This window comes from Paraburkholderia caffeinilytica, from assembly GCF_051027425.1.
Classification (GTDB): Bacteria; Pseudomonadota; Gammaproteobacteria; order Burkholderiales; family Burkholderiaceae; genus Paraburkholderia; species Paraburkholderia caffeinilytica_A.
This window is the reverse complement of sequence record NZ_CP186552.1, coordinates 2,529,775-2,545,711: the sequence shown is the minus strand read 5'-3', so window position 1 is coordinate 2,545,711 and position 15,937 is coordinate 2,529,775. Positions and strand designations below refer to the sequence as shown.

Annotated in this window: 17 protein-coding genes; 16 read left to right on the top strand and 1 reads right to left on the bottom strand. The window is 59.6% G+C overall.

What is annotated here, in order from left to right:
• Positions 1–13 precede the first annotated feature (13 nt).
• Entirely contained in the window at positions 14–754 is a 741-nt protein-coding gene (locus tag ACOSV0_RS11135) for an autoinducer binding domain-containing protein (RefSeq protein WP_434106240.1), read from the top strand.
• Positions 738–1,769, top strand: a complete 1,032-nt coding sequence (locus ACOSV0_RS11130) for a fatty acid desaturase (RefSeq protein ID WP_434106239.1) — start codon at positions 738–740, stop codon at positions 1,767–1,769. The genes ACOSV0_RS11135 and ACOSV0_RS11130 overlap by 17 nt, the downstream gene beginning before the upstream one ends.
• On the opposite strand, the gene mnmH is transcribed toward ACOSV0_RS11130, so the two are convergent.
• Positions 1,695–2,753 carry a tRNA 2-selenouridine(34) synthase MnmH gene (gene mnmH, locus ACOSV0_RS11125; RefSeq protein WP_434106238.1) on the bottom strand — a complete coding sequence of 353 codons (1,059 nt, stop codon included), beginning with the start codon at positions 2,751–2,753 and terminating at the stop codon, positions 1,695–1,697. The two genes, ACOSV0_RS11130 and mnmH, sit on opposite strands and share 75 nt — an antisense overlap.
• Positions 2,754–3,173: 420 nt before the next feature.
• Between mnmH and ACOSV0_RS11120 the strand changes: the two genes are divergently transcribed.
• From ACOSV0_RS11120 to virB11, 14 genes are all read left to right on the top strand, one after another.
• The gene (locus tag ACOSV0_RS11120) at positions 3,174–3,734 is read left to right on the top strand and encodes a hypothetical protein (protein ID WP_434106237.1); all 561 of its coding nucleotides are present in this window, start codon (positions 3,174–3,176) and stop codon (positions 3,732–3,734) included.
• 103 nt (positions 3,735–3,837) lie between these two features.
• Positions 3,838–4,089 carry a helix-turn-helix transcriptional regulator gene (locus ACOSV0_RS11115; protein WP_115782920.1) on the top strand — a complete coding sequence of 84 codons (252 nt, stop codon included), beginning with the start codon at positions 3,838–3,840 and terminating at the stop codon, positions 4,087–4,089.
• A gap of 641 nt (positions 4,090–4,730) precedes the next feature.
• The gene (locus ACOSV0_RS11110; RefSeq protein WP_434106236.1) at positions 4,731–5,552 is read left to right on the top strand and encodes a ParA family protein; all 822 of its coding nucleotides are present in this window, start codon (positions 4,731–4,733) and stop codon (positions 5,550–5,552) included.
• 1 nt (position 5,553) lies between these two features.
• A complete protein-coding gene (locus ACOSV0_RS11105) occupies positions 5,554–6,099 on the top strand; it encodes a hypothetical protein (protein WP_434106235.1) in 546 nt (181 codons plus the stop codon).
• Between the two features lie 2 nt (positions 6,100–6,101).
• Positions 6,102–6,740 carry a lytic transglycosylase domain-containing protein gene (locus ACOSV0_RS11100; RefSeq protein WP_434106233.1) on the top strand — a complete coding sequence of 213 codons (639 nt, stop codon included), beginning with the start codon at positions 6,102–6,104 and terminating at the stop codon, positions 6,738–6,740.
• A gap of 50 nt (positions 6,741–6,790) precedes the next feature.
• The gene (locus ACOSV0_RS11095; RefSeq protein WP_434106232.1) at positions 6,791–7,132 is read left to right on the top strand and encodes a TrbC/VirB2 family protein; all 342 of its coding nucleotides are present in this window, start codon (positions 6,791–6,793) and stop codon (positions 7,130–7,132) included.
• 17 nt (positions 7,133–7,149) lie between these two features.
• Entirely contained in the window at positions 7,150–7,470 is a 321-nt protein-coding gene (locus ACOSV0_RS11090) for a type IV secretion system protein VirB3 (RefSeq protein WP_434106231.1), read from the top strand.
• A 1-nt stretch (position 7,471) separates the two neighbouring features.
• Positions 7,472–9,940, top strand: a complete 2,469-nt coding sequence (locus ACOSV0_RS11085; protein WP_434106230.1) for a VirB4 family type IV secretion/conjugal transfer ATPase — start codon at positions 7,472–7,474, stop codon at positions 9,938–9,940.
• Positions 9,937–11,118: a type IV secretion system protein gene (locus tag ACOSV0_RS11080; RefSeq protein WP_434106229.1), complete on the top strand. Its 1,182-nt coding sequence runs from the start codon at positions 9,937–9,939 to the stop codon at positions 11,116–11,118. The genes ACOSV0_RS11085 and ACOSV0_RS11080 overlap by 4 nt, the downstream gene beginning before the upstream one ends.
• Before the next feature lie 16 nt (positions 11,119–11,134).
• Entirely contained in the window at positions 11,135–11,830 is a 696-nt protein-coding gene (gene virB5, locus ACOSV0_RS11075) for a P-type DNA transfer protein VirB5 (protein ID WP_434106228.1), read from the top strand.
• A 228-nt stretch (positions 11,831–12,058) separates the two neighbouring features.
• The gene (locus ACOSV0_RS11070) at positions 12,059–12,775 is read left to right on the top strand and encodes a virB8 family protein (protein WP_434106226.1); all 717 of its coding nucleotides are present in this window, start codon (positions 12,059–12,061) and stop codon (positions 12,773–12,775) included.
• Positions 12,772–13,596 (top strand): TrbG/VirB9 family P-type conjugative transfer protein, encoded by an 825-nt coding sequence (locus ACOSV0_RS11065; RefSeq protein ID WP_434106225.1) that lies wholly within the window; start codon positions 12,772–12,774, stop codon positions 13,594–13,596. Before ACOSV0_RS11070 ends, ACOSV0_RS11065 begins: the two co-directional genes overlap by 4 nt.
• Entirely contained in the window at positions 13,589–14,821 is a 1,233-nt protein-coding gene (gene virB10, locus ACOSV0_RS11060) for a type IV secretion system protein VirB10 (RefSeq protein WP_434106224.1), read from the top strand. The genes ACOSV0_RS11065 and virB10 overlap by 8 nt, the downstream gene beginning before the upstream one ends.
• A complete protein-coding gene (gene virB11 / locus ACOSV0_RS11055; protein WP_434106223.1) occupies positions 14,818–15,936 on the top strand; it encodes a P-type DNA transfer ATPase VirB11 in 1,119 nt (372 codons plus the stop codon). The genes virB10 and virB11 overlap by 4 nt, the downstream gene beginning before the upstream one ends.
• Position 15,937 lies beyond the last annotated feature (1 nt).

Below are 15,937 nucleotides of genomic sequence, written 5' to 3'. Positions count from 1 at the left end.
GGAGGGTGAAGAAATGACTACCCAGCAGACGTCCCCTGAAGTAAGCAGGCTTTTCGAAAAAATCATGGTCGCCAAGGACGAATCTGAATTAGCAGATTACGTAAGATCGCTCGTCATTGCGCTTGGCGGGGAGTCGTATGTGTTCGTTTCACTCCATCCCGGTGTTACAACGGCTAGCCGTGCCACGCATCGTTTTCTCATTGGTTGCCGCCCCGAATGGTGCCAGATGTATAACGCCAATAAATGGTATATGACCGATCCATTTTTGGAGTATGCGCGAAGCAACACCGCACCGATCACTGGATCGGAGATTGTCGTTGAAACGCAAGGCCAGCGCGAAATGCTCGCGGCAGCAAGCGAAAACGGGTTCAGAAGCGGTATCGTTGTGCCTGTTCATGCCAGCACTACAGAGCGTATGGGCGTTCTGTACATCGGATCCGACGATAGTCAGGTAGTAGGGGAAAAGAGGCTCACCGCGCAGCGATTGTATTTCAGGGCGCTTGCCATGGAATTGCTCGACTGGTCCATCCGAACGGCGAAAGGCGAGGTCCTTGAGGCGCATGGTATTACTGAGATGGATCTTCGCGTAGTGGGTTACCTTAAAAGTGGATTTACCGCAGAGGACATTGCTCGTGAGCTTGATGTCTCGGTCCAGACTGTCTACGGAAACTATAAAAAAATAAAGGATAAGTTTGGGGTTTCGCACATCTCAGAAGCGGTTAAGTTCGCAGAAGTGAATGACCTTCTGGCGTAATTCGGGCAGAGCGTTTTGGCTCTCACTCACTTTACCGACGATCGCAGGCGTCTCATTCTCTACCGGATACCCTTGGGCGTTTGTGGTTGTAATCCTGTGCATTCTTCCTGCACTGGACGCGGCGATAGGGCGAGGTACCCCGCGATTGGGGCAAGCCACCGAGAAGACACACGAAGATCAGGTGCCTTGTTGGTTCGCTCTCATTTGGGCCTTTGCAGTCGCGATCGGTGCGTACCGTGCATCAAACGCGTCTCGGATGAATCTGATCGGATTTGCCGTCGCGTGCGGAATGTTAAGCGCGACCGCGATGGCACACCTGCATGAGCTAACGCACCGACAAGCTAGAATATGGCAACAGGTTAGCGACCTGGCATTCGTCATCGCCGGCTATCCGCATTACCGGGTTGCGCACCGATTGCACCATCAACACGTTGGAAATCCGCAGTTCGGCTCGACGGCGGCATTGGGTACGTCCGTCTGGCGCCATGTTGGACGCTCCTACGCATCAGCTTTGATAGCGTCGTTTTCGCGGCATTCCTATCCGTGCGGCAGGGTACCGCATAGTGTCTTTCGAAATGCGCTCTTCTCAATACTGTTGCTGGGACTGGCAGCGTTTCTGCAATGGAGGATCGCTTTTTTCTACATCGGATACGCCATCGTCAGCGTGTTTGTCGTTGAGGCCGTCGGGTACATGCAGCACTACGGATTCGCACCGGACTTATCACGTACTGCGATCACCTCGTGGGACGTTGACTTCTGGTTGTCGAACTGCCTCTTGGTGAACAACGGATTCCATAACGCTCATCATCGGGACGGTGAAGTACCCTATCCGGGTCTTGCTGCGCAACGAGTCACGCTACCCGGAGGCTACTTTCAGATGCTTTGGTTGACGCTTCTCCCACCGTTTTGGTTTTCGATAATGGACCGGCGAGTAAAAGTCTTACTCAGGCGGGTTCGACGTCAGAACTTCGGTCTCTGCAATCAGGTGTCTCGCGACGTCTGCGAGGTACGTTGAGTCAAGCGTTTCGAGTTGGATTTTGATGGAATACTCGGTATGCACATAATTTTTCTTTGTCGAACGAAGGTACGCGGGGTCATAGTAGTCCCGCATGATGCTCTCAAAAAGAGCGTCGATGTCCCGGCGTTCAGCCATTGATACCCATTTCTCCAGTGTCATACTGCTTAGGAGTGCTTTCAGATAACTGAGTTGGGCGACCAAAGCCACGGGGTCTCTCTCGAAGTGGGGATACTCGTGGCGCCACATGGCGATTCTTTCAGGCATTGGGGTCTCGACGGCGAACAGACGTCCACCATGCATTCTGTGAAACAACGTCGCCGGTAGTTGAACGCGCCCAATTCTCTTGCTTTCATTTTCAATCCATACCGGCTTTGCCAGGTCTAGACGACCTATCTCTGCAAGCAGGAGGCTGTCGAACAATTTTTGACTTGGCTGCGCCCGGCCCGGAATCGCCCCGATGATTGACCCTCGGTGTGAGGCAAGAGCCTCCAGATCGATGACCTGCGCACCAGCTTCCCTTAACGCGAGTAGCAAGCGAGTTTTTCCACAACCGGTGGGACCAGAGAGCACATTGAATTGCAAGTGCTTAGGGACTTCGTCAAGGGTTTGACGCACCCAGTTTCGATATCCTTTCCAGCCCGCCGGAAGCCGCTCGACCTTGTAGCCGATTGTTTCGAGCGTGTCTGTCCAAAGCTTGCTTCGCTTTCCGCCACGAAAACAATAAACGAGAATTGACATCCGCCGACTGGTTCGAAAAAACGGGAGATCGAGGTGCCGAGCGATGTTTTTCAGGGAGTAAGCAACACCGATCTGATACGCACGCATAGGGTCGGTGCGGTGCATAGTACCGACTTCCGCATACTCATCGTCGAAGACGACCGGAAGGTTTATGGCTCCTGGCAAATGATCTTCGGCGAATTCGCGCGGGCTTCGAGCGTCGATAACCAGGTCAAATTTTCCCAGAGTATTCAAATCGTACATATCGATCTCCGACTATCACGGCATGATCGAAAAGTCAATGCCAAATGGCGTTACCCCGATCCTAGGAATGCCGGACTAAACTTTCGCTTACTGGGCAGCCAACAGCCGCAACTCTCGCTTCGAGTTGGCAATACTTTCTGCACCGACGGAATGACCGTTGCGGCTTCGCTCACCTATGTCCAGCGTACGGCGTTGGAAGTCGGAGCAATGGATATTCTGTTTGGAATATAGGCCGGTTTTATGCCGACGGGATCGAAGCATTAGAAAGAAGTTAGGCATTGGATGCGTTGTCGCACGATGCGATAGGCCGGTGACCCGTCAACGAAGGCGGCAGCCGACGCGATCATTCCGTAATGGTACAGAGTGCAGCCGGGGGCAAAGTTTGATGCGGCGTAACGCTGCAGGCAATGAGGACGTGTCATGGACCACGCACATAATGCATGCCAACCACCTGTCGCTCGCGACGGAGCTGTCTCAGCGTCTGACACCAACGCGTTGCAGCGACGCTTTGATCAGGCCGAAGCGGATGTTCGTCGGCTAAAAGAGCGGTTAAGAGACAAGGACCGACAGTTGGCCGAAATGGGGAAGGCGCTCCTGCGCACGGTGGCTTTGCATCATGCAATCGAGGAACGGCAGGAGGACGAACTTGAGTCTTTGCGTGCGATGGTTCCGGCGTGGAAAACCTGCCAGTGCGTATGCGACGGGCCGTCGGAGTATTCCGACGGGATTACGGTTCATCTGCCCTTTATTACCGAAATTCTTTCGGGGATGTTCGATGTGATGCACACTTTCTGGTCTGGTTATGACGAGAACAATCCGCCGAAATCGTCTGTGGTCGCACATGCGATTGACGAACGGTTAAACCTCAGAGCTCAACCCGATGGCGAAGCGTCGCGCAGCGGACAAACGTATGCGTCGGCGATTCGGCCAGACTGGCTCAAGGAAGCCGACAGTCGGCATCACGTGCGGCCGCGAACCTGACGGGGCACCTTGACGGTAAGACGGGTTTGCCCGTCGCTTGATCCCATTACTTGAATGAACCTTGTAGCCCGGTACCTTGCCGGCGACGACAACAGGGTTTGTCATGAGCGAAACAACACGCCATTCGCTTGCGATTCTTCGGCGCAAGCAGGTCGAACGTGAAGTGGGGCTATCGCGATCGACGATCTATCAACGCATCAAAGACGGAACATTTCCGCGACCTGTCCGGCTGGGTATGCGCGCCGTGGGGTGGCGTGCAGGGGACATCGATGACTTTTTGCGTGATCCTGCTGGCTACCGCTCGCCACTGGCATCTGACAGCGGCGGAGGGGAGATGGCCCATGAGCAACACTGACGGTGCAATCCGGCTCGACGAGCGTCTGAGCAACTGGGCCAATGCGGACAAGGCCTGGAGTGACGCCGCGGACGCTGCGTGTGTGGACGCTGCGTGGCGTCGGCTTTCATCGCACCACCAGGAATTGTTACGTATGGCGTACGTGTGGCGCGCTGATCGTGGTGTCATTTGCAGACGCCTGAAAATCCCTCAACGGCCGTGGTGTCGATACGAACTCGAGGTCACGCAAGCGAAGGCCGAGCTCGCGCGATTGCTAAATGATGAGTGAGCATAAAAATATTTTGGAATGCTTCGGAATGGTACAGAACAAATTGGAATTCAGAGAGAAATTAGTCGGGCGAGAAGGCCTTGAAGCACGGATAATTTCCTCCTAAAGTTGATCTCAACAATCTGTCCCGGTCAACGTGCATAGCACGACCGAGTACGCGTTAGCGGCCCCGAAGTACTGACCTATCTGCCAATGGCGTGACTGTCGGAATATGAAGAAAGCCTGCATTCGCAGGCTTTTTTGCGTTCTACCGCAGCGGAGATCGAGGTTTCCCTTTGATCCGCGGTTTATCTCCCGGCGCCACGGGCTTCTTGTCCGTCGTCTGAGATACAGGTTGGTGGTTCGGTGCATCACCTGAGGCGAGTGACTGACCATGAAAACGCTTCTGATCGCCACCGAACAGGGTGGCGCCGGCAAGACGGCGATGCTGTGCCAGTTCGCCCATTACCTGCATTGGGTGCGGCACCTACGGGTGCTCGTTATCGACGCGGCCGAGCCGCCATGCAGCACCGCCTCGCTGGTGCGGGCGTGTAAGGCCGTCGTGCTGCGTGGAGAAAAGTCGATCACACAATCCGAGCGGAGGGATATAGAGGCGTCGCGATTCTGGGTGTTGCCGACGAGTACCGTACCGTCGTTGACGCTAGGGCCTGGCGATGACGGGGCGCGCTACTACGCAAATGTCCGGCATCTGCTCTTCGTTTTGGCGACGTTGGCGGATGTCTGCCTGATCGACAGTCCACCACTCCCGGATCTGCGCGCCATTTGCATCGAATCGACGGTCGACGCAATGTTGAGTCCGATCCAACTCAATCGGGAATCGCTTGACAGCGTCGCTGACCTGATCAATGGCCCGCACGGTATGCGGCAGATACGTGCAAAGCTGAACCCTGCACTGCAGTTCGTCGGCCTTCTACCGAACATGGTGGAAGCAACATCGCTGGGACGCGAGAACGCCCGTGCCATCGAGACCCGGTTCGGACCCTGGCTAATTGCTGACCCGGGGAGACCGGGCAGATATCTGCACATCCCACGTTTCGTCGCAATCCAGAGGGCACAGGCGGAGGGTGTGCCAGTTGGAGAGCTTGTCGGAAGGGAACCTACTGCGCGTAGGGCATGGCAGACCATGCTGGTTTGTTTCGAGGCGCTGACTGGGTACTTGCATCTCGATGAAGTCACCTACGATGTGGAGGCCTGACATGCGTGATGCTTTGACACGATATGCTGCAGGTCACTGGTCGTTCGTTGCGCTCGTGCTGGCTGCCGCTTGCGCGTTTGTGCCGGGGATTGCTCATGCCAGCGACTGGGGTTGCCAGGTGATTCTGTGCCTGTCGAACCCTGGTGGCCCGGAGCAGTACAGCGAATGCGTGCCACCGATCGAAAAACTATGGAGGGCGTTGCGCCACGGCGATCCATTTCCGACCTGCGATTTCGGTGCTGGTAGTTCGCAAGGAACGTTTGCGGCCAACACCTTCGCGAGCAGCGGCTATTGCCGTGAGGACCTGCTTTACTGGGGTGGGGTTGAGCAGAGTGAACTGCTGTGCGGTGCTTCTGGCGCGATCAATGTCGACATCGACAACCAACTCTATACCCGTGTCTGGTGGGGCGTAAGAGGTCAGATGCCGACAATCACCGAATTCTATGGTACTGGGAGTGCGCAGGTGCCTTACGACCCGACACAGTCCGCAACGCTTTTCCTGCAGCAGATGGAGCAGCAGGAGAACGGCTTCGGCGGAGGGCACTGAAAATGCCGTTCGACTTCATGGCGCTCGCGCAGCAGTGCGCGCCGCAAATCGCCCCGGTCACAATGGCGGCGCTTGTACGCACTGAGTCTGGATTCAACCCCTACGCGATTGGCATCGTGCACGGCCGACTGCTGCGGCAGCCATCGAATGTGGTCGAAGCAATCGCCACAGCGCACGCACTCGAGGCTGCTGGTTGGAATTTCAGCACAGGGCTCGCGCAGTTGAACCGCGCTAATTGGCACGCGTACGGGTTGACGGAGCAAAATGCATTCGAGCCCTGCCGCAACCTGACCATCGGCGCGACCATTCTCCAACGTTGCTTCATGTCCGCACATCGTGCACAAGCCGATACCCAAGCGGCGCTTCGGGCAAGTTTGTCCTGCTATGCGAGCGGCGATTTTTCGACGGGCTATCGCACGGGTTACGTACAACGCGTGGTGAAGAACGCACAGCAGCCAGTTCCGACGTTTCCGATCACCGTTCCTTCTATCGCGCCGATCCCGGTGTTGCCCGCCGAGTCTGGAATGTCTGCTAACCCCGGCCGGTCGCATCCGGTGGCTCGCCGGCCGCTGCTCGATCGAGACGATGCATCGTCGGATGGACAGGAAGGTGAACCGGACAGTAGCGCAGTAGTGTTCTAACCGGCGATTCAGGTGGTGGCACGCAGACAGCAGACGCAAAGGAGTCAGTCATGTGTTTAGGATTGCGTATAAAAGTATCTGATCAATGTTCATGGTTGCGTCGTATCGTCTTGGACTGTCAGTTGGCGAAGAAGCTTGCCGTATCGACCTCGACGCTACTGCTCTCGACGTCGGCTTGGGCACAACTCTCGCAAGTTAACACGCTACTAAACACTATCCAGACGACACTGCTCGGTGTTGGGGGAGTGATCTGTTCGATTTCCATTATCTGGGCGGGTTTTCGGATGATGTTCCAGCACGCCCGGTTCGGCGACATCGCGAACGTCTTCATCGGCGGACTCTTCGTCGGCTGTGCGACGGTGATCGCCGGCATGCTGATCCCGACAAGCTGATTCCTGAGAGTCGGATCATGAATCCTTTCAAGGATCCCGTTTTTAAGGGCTGCACCCGTCCTGCGATGCTGTGGGGCGTGCCACTCGCGCCATTCCTGATGGGCGGCGGCGGCATGCTGATTCCGGCCATCTGGGCGTTGTTGGCGAGTCCCCCGTTGGGTGCCACCATCCTCTTTCTGATGATTCCGGTGTTCGTCGCGATGCGTGTGATCACGCGCCATGACGACCAGCGCTTCGCTCAGTACGTGCTGCGCCTTCGAATGATGTTCCGTCAGGGCAACCGCCGGTTCTGGGGGGCGCACGCCTACGTGCCCATCCGCCTGAAAAGGAGGGCGTGACATGCCTGCCGAGCCCCAACTCGTCGCCGTGGCGAACAGGGAAGTCCCGCTTGCCGACTACATCCCATACTCGACGCATGTGACGGATCACGTCATCAAGACGCGCGAAGGCGACTACCTCCAGATCTGGAGGGTTGCGGGCATCGCGTTCGAAGCAGCGGATCCGGCCAACATCTTAACGCGTCACGACGGATTCAACCAGCTCGTGCGCGGGCTCGCCGGTGGCCATGTGGCGCTGTGGTCGCACCGCATCCGTCGGCGTGTGTCGGATCACTTCGCAACGCCCTACGGCAACCGCTTTTGCCAGGAACTGGCCACGCGCTATTACGCGAGCTTCGCCGGCTATCGCATGATGGCGAATGAGCTGTACTTGACGCTCGTATACCGCCCCAACCGGACGAAGCTCGGCCGCGTCTTCAGCCATGCTGCCCGCCGCACGCGCGACGATATCCGGCGTGGCCAGCACGACGCGCTGAAGGTCATGGTCGAGCTGGCTGCCCAGGTCGAATCGAGTCTCAAATCTTACGATCCGGTCGCGCTGTGCGTTTATACCAGGCAGAGCCACCATGACAGACGTCCGCGCCGATATTCGTCAGCGCTGGAATTGCTTGGTTATCTGGTGAACGCCGCATGGGAGCGCGAGCCAGTTCCGGCTGGCCCGATCCGTGATGCGCTGCCAACGTCGCGCTTGTTCGTCAGCGCCGAGAAGATCGAGATCCGCATGCCGGCCGCGACCCGCTTTGCTGCGATGCTCGACCTGAAAGACTACCCGGAAGACACAGAGCCCGGAATGATCAACGGCTTGCTGTACGGAGATTTTGAGTACATCGAGACGCAGAGTTTCACCATCCTCGACAAGCCGAGCGCGAAAGATGCATTGGAGCGGCAGCGTAACCAGTTGATTGCCGGCGAGGATGTTGCAGTGTCCCAGGTGGAGGCGATGGAGCAGGCGCTCAACGACCTGGTCAACGGAGATTTCGTCCTGGGCGAATACCACTATTCGCTCGCTGTGCTCGGCGACACGTCGGATGAAGTTTCCAAAAGCGTGGCGAAGGCGCGTACGCAACTGGCCGACGCGGGTTTCCAGACGGCACTCATCGATCTCGTTGCGGATGCGGCTTGGTTCGCGCAACTGCCGGGCAATTGGCGTTACAGGCCGCGTGAGGCCAAGCTCACGTCGCGGAACTTCTGCGGACTGGCATGCCTGCATAACTTCGCGACCGGCAAGCGTGACGGTAATCCGTGGGGCGAGGCGATCACGATCGTCAAGACGCCTAGCGGCCAGCCGCTTTATCTGAACTTCCACGTCACGCCCGACAAGAAGGACTCTCTCGACGAGAAGGCGCTCGCCAACACCCAGATTATCGGTCAGGCCGGCGCTGGCAAGACGGTGCTTGAGCTGTTCCTACTCGCGATGGCGATGAAGTACGGCATCACTGCCGTGTTGTATGACAAGGATCGCGGTACCGAGATTGCGATCCGCGCGATGGGCGGCATGTACACCGTGTTCCGCCGCGGGGAGCCGACCGGTTTGAATCCGTTCCAGATGGAACCAAACGAGGCTGTGCTCGACTTCTGGGAAAGGCTCGTGCGCAAGCTCGTCGATGTCGGCGTGCCGCTGCCCGCTAGGGATGAACTAGATATCGCGCGCGCCGTACGAGAAGTTGCCCGTATGGACAAGCCGCTGCGACGGCTTTCCATGGTGCGGCAACTCCTGCCGAACGTGGGCGAGAACAGCCTGCATGCTCGCCTCGCCAAATGGTGCGCGGGCGGGCGACTCGGCTGGGTATTCGATAACCCGACCGACCGTATTGATCTCGCGTGCTCGGGACTGTTCGGATTCGACGATACCGAGTTGCTTGACGATGCGGAAGTCTCGACACCGGTCACGATGTACCTGCTGCACCTGACCGAAAATCTGATCGACGGCCGGCGCTTCATCTACGTGATGACCGAATTCTGGAAGCGTCTCTCCGATCCCGTCTTCACCGATTTCGCGAAGAACAAGCAGAAGACGATCCGCAAGCAGAACGGCCTCGGGATTTTCGATACGCAATCGCCTGCGGATGTGCTGCACAGCGAGATTGCCAGTGCGCTGATCGAGCAGAGCGCAACGTTCTTCTTCCTGCCGAACCCACGGGCCGATTACGACGATTACGTTTGTGGATTCAAGCTGACCGAATCTGAATTCAACATCGTCCGCAATCTCGGCGAGAACAGTCGGCTGTTCCTGGTCAAGCAGGGCCATCGCTCGGCCATTGGACGGCTTGACCTAGCCGGCCTCGGAGACGTACTCGACGTGCTGTCAGGTACGACCGACAACGTGGAGCTTCTCGACACGATCCGCGCGCAGGTGGGCGATGCACCGGAAGACTGGTTGCCGGTTTTCCACGAGCAGCTTGCCCGGCGACGCGCGGCGAATGGCGGCCTGCGTTTGCCGTTTCCCCAAGGGGCTGGAGGTGTGCGATGAGCGGCCTCTTTACCGCCGTCGGTGGCACTCTCGAAAACGGTATGTCCACCTACATCACGAACGTGTCATCGGCTTTGTCCAGCGCGCTCGTGCCCGTCGTGACCACGGCCGTTACGATCTGGGTCGTTGCCTACGGTCTGGCAGTGGTGCGGGGCGAGGCCCACGAAGCTGTCCCGGCGTTTGCCTGGCGGGGGCTAAAGGTCGCCATCACGCTCGCGTTCGCGTTGAGCGCCGGCATCTACCAGCAGCGGGTCGTAACGGCGATCAACGGTGCGACGGCCGGGCTCGCCCAGACGATCCAAAACGCAGCTAATACGTCGGGCGGTGGCAATTCAGGATGCGGGTCGGTCAATGGCGGCAGCGTGACAGGGCAGAGCGCGACGAGTATCTACCAGACGCTCGACTGCTACGACCAGCAGATCGACCTCGTGATGGACGCCTACTTCGACAAGGCGACACACGAGGGGATCAGTGTCAGCGGACTTGCCGCCGCCATCGGTGATTTCCTATGCGGGATCATCGCCGCACTCGGCGGTTCGATCTTCCTCATCGTCCTCGCCTTCGAAGTGGCGATGGCGAGGATGCTGCTCGACCTCGTGCTCGGGCTTGGTCCTATCTTCATTGCCTGCGCGGCGTTTGCACCAACCGCGCGCTTCTTCGAAGCCTGGACCGCGAAGGTCGCCAATTACGCCTTGTTGCAGGTGCTCGTCGCGGCCTTTCTCGGCATGGCGCTCACGGCATTTTCTGCCGATCTAACTCCCCTCAACGCCACTAGTGTGCCTCCCGGCGCAGACCCATCGGCTGTGATGCAGGGCATTACCGCTGCTCTCAACGATGCCGCGGCGGGCGCTGCAGCGATCGGCCTGTTCGCAACCGGGGTCTTCCTCGCGATGGTCGGCTGGCAGTTGCCATCGGTTGCATCGGGACTTTCCGGTGGTGCCACGTTGTCCGGGTTTGGCGCGTTCGTGGCGGGTTTTGCCGCACGACGTGTGGCCAGCGCACTCGCGCAGGCATTTTCTCGCAGCAGTGGCGGCTCATCGCCTGGCGGAAAGATTCGCAACCGTACCGGCTCAGGTGGTGGTGGCAGCAGCGGATCAGACGGAGGGGTTTCGGCGAACGGCTCCATGCCCGCTTACCAGCGCACAGCGCGCGCAAACCTGGGTAGGCAGGGCGAATGAATGTGAGGTGATGACCATGGCAGGACAAACCAGATTGACGGGGGCCGCGATCGCGTGGGTGGCGCTCTGTTCCGGCGCTTATGCACAGGGCATCCCGGTGTTCGACGCACAGAACGTGGTGCAGGCTATCGCGACGGTTGCCCGGCTTGAGCAGGAGGTACAGCAGGAAATCCAGATCTATCAGTCGACGGTCGGCACGCGTGGCTTCGGTGCGCTGCTGGGCAATCCGGTCGTCGCCAGCTCCCTGCCTTCGAACTGGCAGAGCGTCTATACGGCGATCCAGAACGGTGGCTACGCGGGCTTGACGGGCAGCGCCCGGGCGTTGCGCTCGGCGAGCCAGCTCTACAACTGCCAAGACCAGACCGGCATTGACCAGCAGGTGTGCCAGCGCACGCTGAACAAGCCGTTTCAGGACAAGGCGTTCGGCATTCAGGCGTACCAGACTGAACTGCATGAGCTGAACCAGATCCAGAGCCTGATGGAGCAGATCGACGTGACGCAGGATCCCAAGGGGGTGGCCGAGTTGCAGGCGCGCATCCAGGCCGAGTCTACGACGGTCGACAACGAGATGACGAAGCTGCAGCTCTTCCGGATGCTGGCCGATTCCGAGGACAAGCTTGTGGTCGAGCAACAGAGTGAACTGGCGCTGAGCCGGGCTGGCAACACGGCCCGATTGCAGGACCAAATGGTGCCGGCTTCGTTCGGGAACTGAGGAGGATGCCATGTTTGCGCTTGCCTCCATCGTCCTCGCGGGGTGCCTGGTCTGGAGTCTGGCCGCCTGCAGCAGCGGGCCGCCGAAACCCGTGTTGCCGGACGGTCTGCACCGCGTACCCGTCAACCGCATTCCGCCGGTGCCCGAAATGCCAACTTCGGCGCTCCCGGCACCTGCAGCGCCGGCTTCCCGGGATCTGCCCGCGTCGTCGGGCGCAGGAATCCGATCATGAGCGCGCCGCACGACTATGGGCGCGTGCTCGATATCGAGGCATCGCTGACCCACCTGCAGGAGCGATCCGAGCGGCGCGCGTGGCATGTCGCCTATGCGGCGCTTGGCGTTGCCGTACTGAGTGCCACGGCGCTTACGCTGATGATGCCGTTCTATCGCGTCGTGCCGCTACCGATCGAGGTCGATCGCCTGAGCGGCGAATCTCAGGTGATTGACGTCCTCGATGCCCGCCACGTACACACGAAGGATATCCAGGATAAGCACTGGGTCGAGGCATATGTGCGTTCGCGCGAGCGGTACGACTGGGGGTTACTGCAGATGGATTACGACGGCGTGCTCGTCATGAGCGATGACGTGGTTGCGCGCGATTATCGCAGCATCTATGGCGGTCCGGATGCACTGGACCGGCAACTGGGGCCGGGCACCGAGCGGCGCATCCGCATTCTCTCGACCACGCTGCCGCCCGACGAACCTGGACACGCCGTCGTGCATATCGAGCGCACGTCCTTCAGGAACGGAGTGGCGAACGCGGAACCGACGCAACGCTTCGTGATCACGCTCGCCTACACTTACCGGCCACCGGTTTTCACGCGCGACAGTGTCGCGATTGCCAATCCGTTCGGTTTCAAGGTGACAGCCTACAGCCGTGATCCCGAATATACGCCGCCGGCTGCCCCTCTGGCTCCGGCCTCGACGGCGGGAGTCACCCCATGAAAACGCTCGCTCCTGGTGTCGTGCTCGTGGGCCTGCTGCTCACCTACACCGCGAGCGCTACCGATTTGCCGGGTTGGTTCGGCGACTCGCGCGTGCGGCAGGTAGCGTACCAGCCGGACGATGTCGTGCGTATTCAGGCGCAGCGAGGTTTTGCCACGCATATCGCGCTCGACCCTCGCGAACGGATCGAGGTGGTCGCACCTGGTGATCGAGATGGCTGGCAGGTTGTGGCGAACAAAGGCGATCACGACGTGTACCTGAAACCGCAACTCGCTGCGCACGATTCGAATCTGGAGATCCGTACCGACCGTCGCAGCTACAGCTTCGATCTGGTGGTATTGCCGCTCAAGGCGAAGTTCGGCAACCACGACGTGATGTACCGGGTGACCTTCACCTATCCGGATGAGGTGATGGCGCTGGCACGCGCGAATACGAATGCTGCGCTGATTGAGCAACGTCTCGCGCAGCCGCCCCTGGTGCGCAACGCCCACTACTCGATGGAGGTGATGTCGCACTCCGACGACATTGCGCCGACGGCGGCGTGGGATGACGGACGGTTCACCTACCTCCGTATCCCGAACAACCGGCGGATGCCGGCGGTTTTCCGAGTGGCCGATGATGACACGGAGAGCGTTGTGGACAAACACGTGCAGGGCGACACGATCGTCGTGCACGAGGTTGCGAAGCGCTTCGTGCTGCGGCTCGCGGACGAAGTCGTCGGAATCTGGAACGACGCTTTCGACATGGATGGCATCCCGCCCCAAGGCGGGACGACCGCCAGCGGCGTGAAGCGTGTCTTGCGGAGTCACGGTGATGAATGACGATGCGCCTCGCAATACGATTGAGCCGGATGGTCCGTCAGATCGTGCGCAGTCCGGGCGGGAAAGGGGCGATGCCGATTCGCCAGGGATGTTCGTGGATCGTGGCATGCCGGCACTGGGCCAATACCGTAGCGCTCGCCCGCGTGCCTGGTGGCTGACGCCGATTGTGTTCGTTCTCATTGTCGGGGCCGGTGCGGTGTGGACCGTTCATGGCTTCCTTGCACGTCATGACGCAGATGCGAAGGCGCACCGTGATGCCGTGGCCGATACATCGACCCAGGGGCGTGTGTTCAAGGATGGTCCCGCCTCAGCCGTGGGTGTCGTCGCCTCCGCCCCACTTGCCGCAAGCGCCATAGCCGTGCATCCCTTAAAGGTTCCGGGTCCGGGCACAGCACCGGAGCCGGCTGGCGGCATGCACATTGAGGCACGCCGCAGCTATTACGATGCGCGGTTGCTCGCAGCGGGTGGCGCGGGCAGTCAGGATGCGGCAGCGGCCGAGGTATCGGGTGTTGCGTCGTCGGTCATGGCCACTGTGTCCGGTGGAATCGGGCTGTCTGGACAGAGACTGGCTCAGGCGGGCGGCGCATTGGCGCAGGCGCTGTCGCCGACCGCCACACCACGCGTGCGCGCTGGGACGTTGGGGAATCGCAGTCTCATGCTCGCGCAGGGCGCCAAGATCAATTGTGTGGGCGATACGGCGTTCGATTCCACCGAGGCTGGTATGTCAACCTGCACGGTGACGAAGAGCGTGTATTCCGACGATGGCCGGGTCGTGCTGATCGAACGAGGCTCGCAGATCAACAGCGAGTACCGCTCGAACCTTTCGCCAGGCCAGAAGCGTGTCTTCGTATTGTCTGCACGGATCAAGACGCCGAATGGCGTGACGGTCGAGATAGATTCGCCGGCTGCCGATGCTTTGGGGCGCATGGGTATCGATGGCTATATCAATAATCACTGGGGGCAACGCTTCGGTGCGGCGCTGATGCTTGGCATCACCCAGGATGCGATCGGCTATCTAGCCACGCGCGGCGGGAACAGCAACGGGTCGGTCGTCTACGGGAACACGCAGCAGCAGAGCAATGACATGGCCACGCGGGTGCTCGACAGCACGATCAACATCCCGCCGACGCTGACGCAGAACCAGGGCGCAGAGTTCACGATCGTGATCGCGCGTGATCTGGATTTCGGCTCGGTTTATGCGTTGCAGCCGGAGTACGCACCATGACTGCCCGCATGAACAGACTGGATCAGGGAGATGACACCGTGCTGGCGCGCTTGCCCGACGATGCGTCCGTGCGCGAGCTGATGCGGCCATTCGCGCCGCTGCTCGACGACGCGGATGTGACCGAACTCGTCATCAACCGGCCGCAGCGCGTGCTGATCGAGACACATCGCGGCTGGCATGGACACGATTACCGCGAGCTCGATTTCGAGCGCCTGATGTCGTTTGCGGTGGCGGTGGCCACGCTCACGAACCAGGAGGTTTCGGCCCTGCATCCCGTGCTCTCGGCGCTGCTGCCGGGCGACGCACGGATCCAGATCGTAGTGCCGCCGGTTGTGCCACCGCGCACGGTCTCGATCACAATCCGTCGTCCGTCTGCGGACGAAAAAACCCTCGACACGTACCGTGACGAGGGACTGTTCGACGAGACGGTATGGCATCGCCCGAATGGGCTCGACGCAGCGTTGCCCGTTCTACGGCCCAAGGATAGCAGGCTCGTGCAGTGCCTGGAGGCACGGGATTGGGGAGCATTCTTTGAACTGGCCGTCACCGGGCGGCTGAATATAGCGATCGTCGGTAACACCGGTTCTGGCAAGACCAGTTTCATAAAGAGCCTTACCCGGTTTATCCCGCGGACCGAACGGATCGTGACGATCGAGGATGTCCGCGAGCTTTTTATCCGGCACATCGAAAACTGCGTGCACCTGCTGTACAGCAAGGGCGGTCAAGGTCAGGCGCGCGTCACGCCGGCCGATCTGATCGCGAGCACGATGCGCATGCGCCCGGATCGCGTGCTGCTGGCCGAGCTGCGCGGCGCTGAAGCCTACGACTTCCTCAAGCTTCTGACGACAGGGCACGCCGGTTCGATTACGAGCTATCACGCCTCGAATGCGACGGTCGCGATTGAGCGCTTTGCACTGATGGCGAAGGAACACCCCGAGGCTGCGGCCTATGACGATGCCGCGCTGAAGCGTTTGCTTTTTCTCACCGTCGATATTGTCGCGCACATGGAAGCGCAGCCGATTTTCAGCGGGGCAGGTGAGCAGACTGGCAAGCGTTGGGGCATGACCGAAATCTGGTTCGATCCGGTTCGTAGAGTCCGCACGGCGTTTGCGTAGG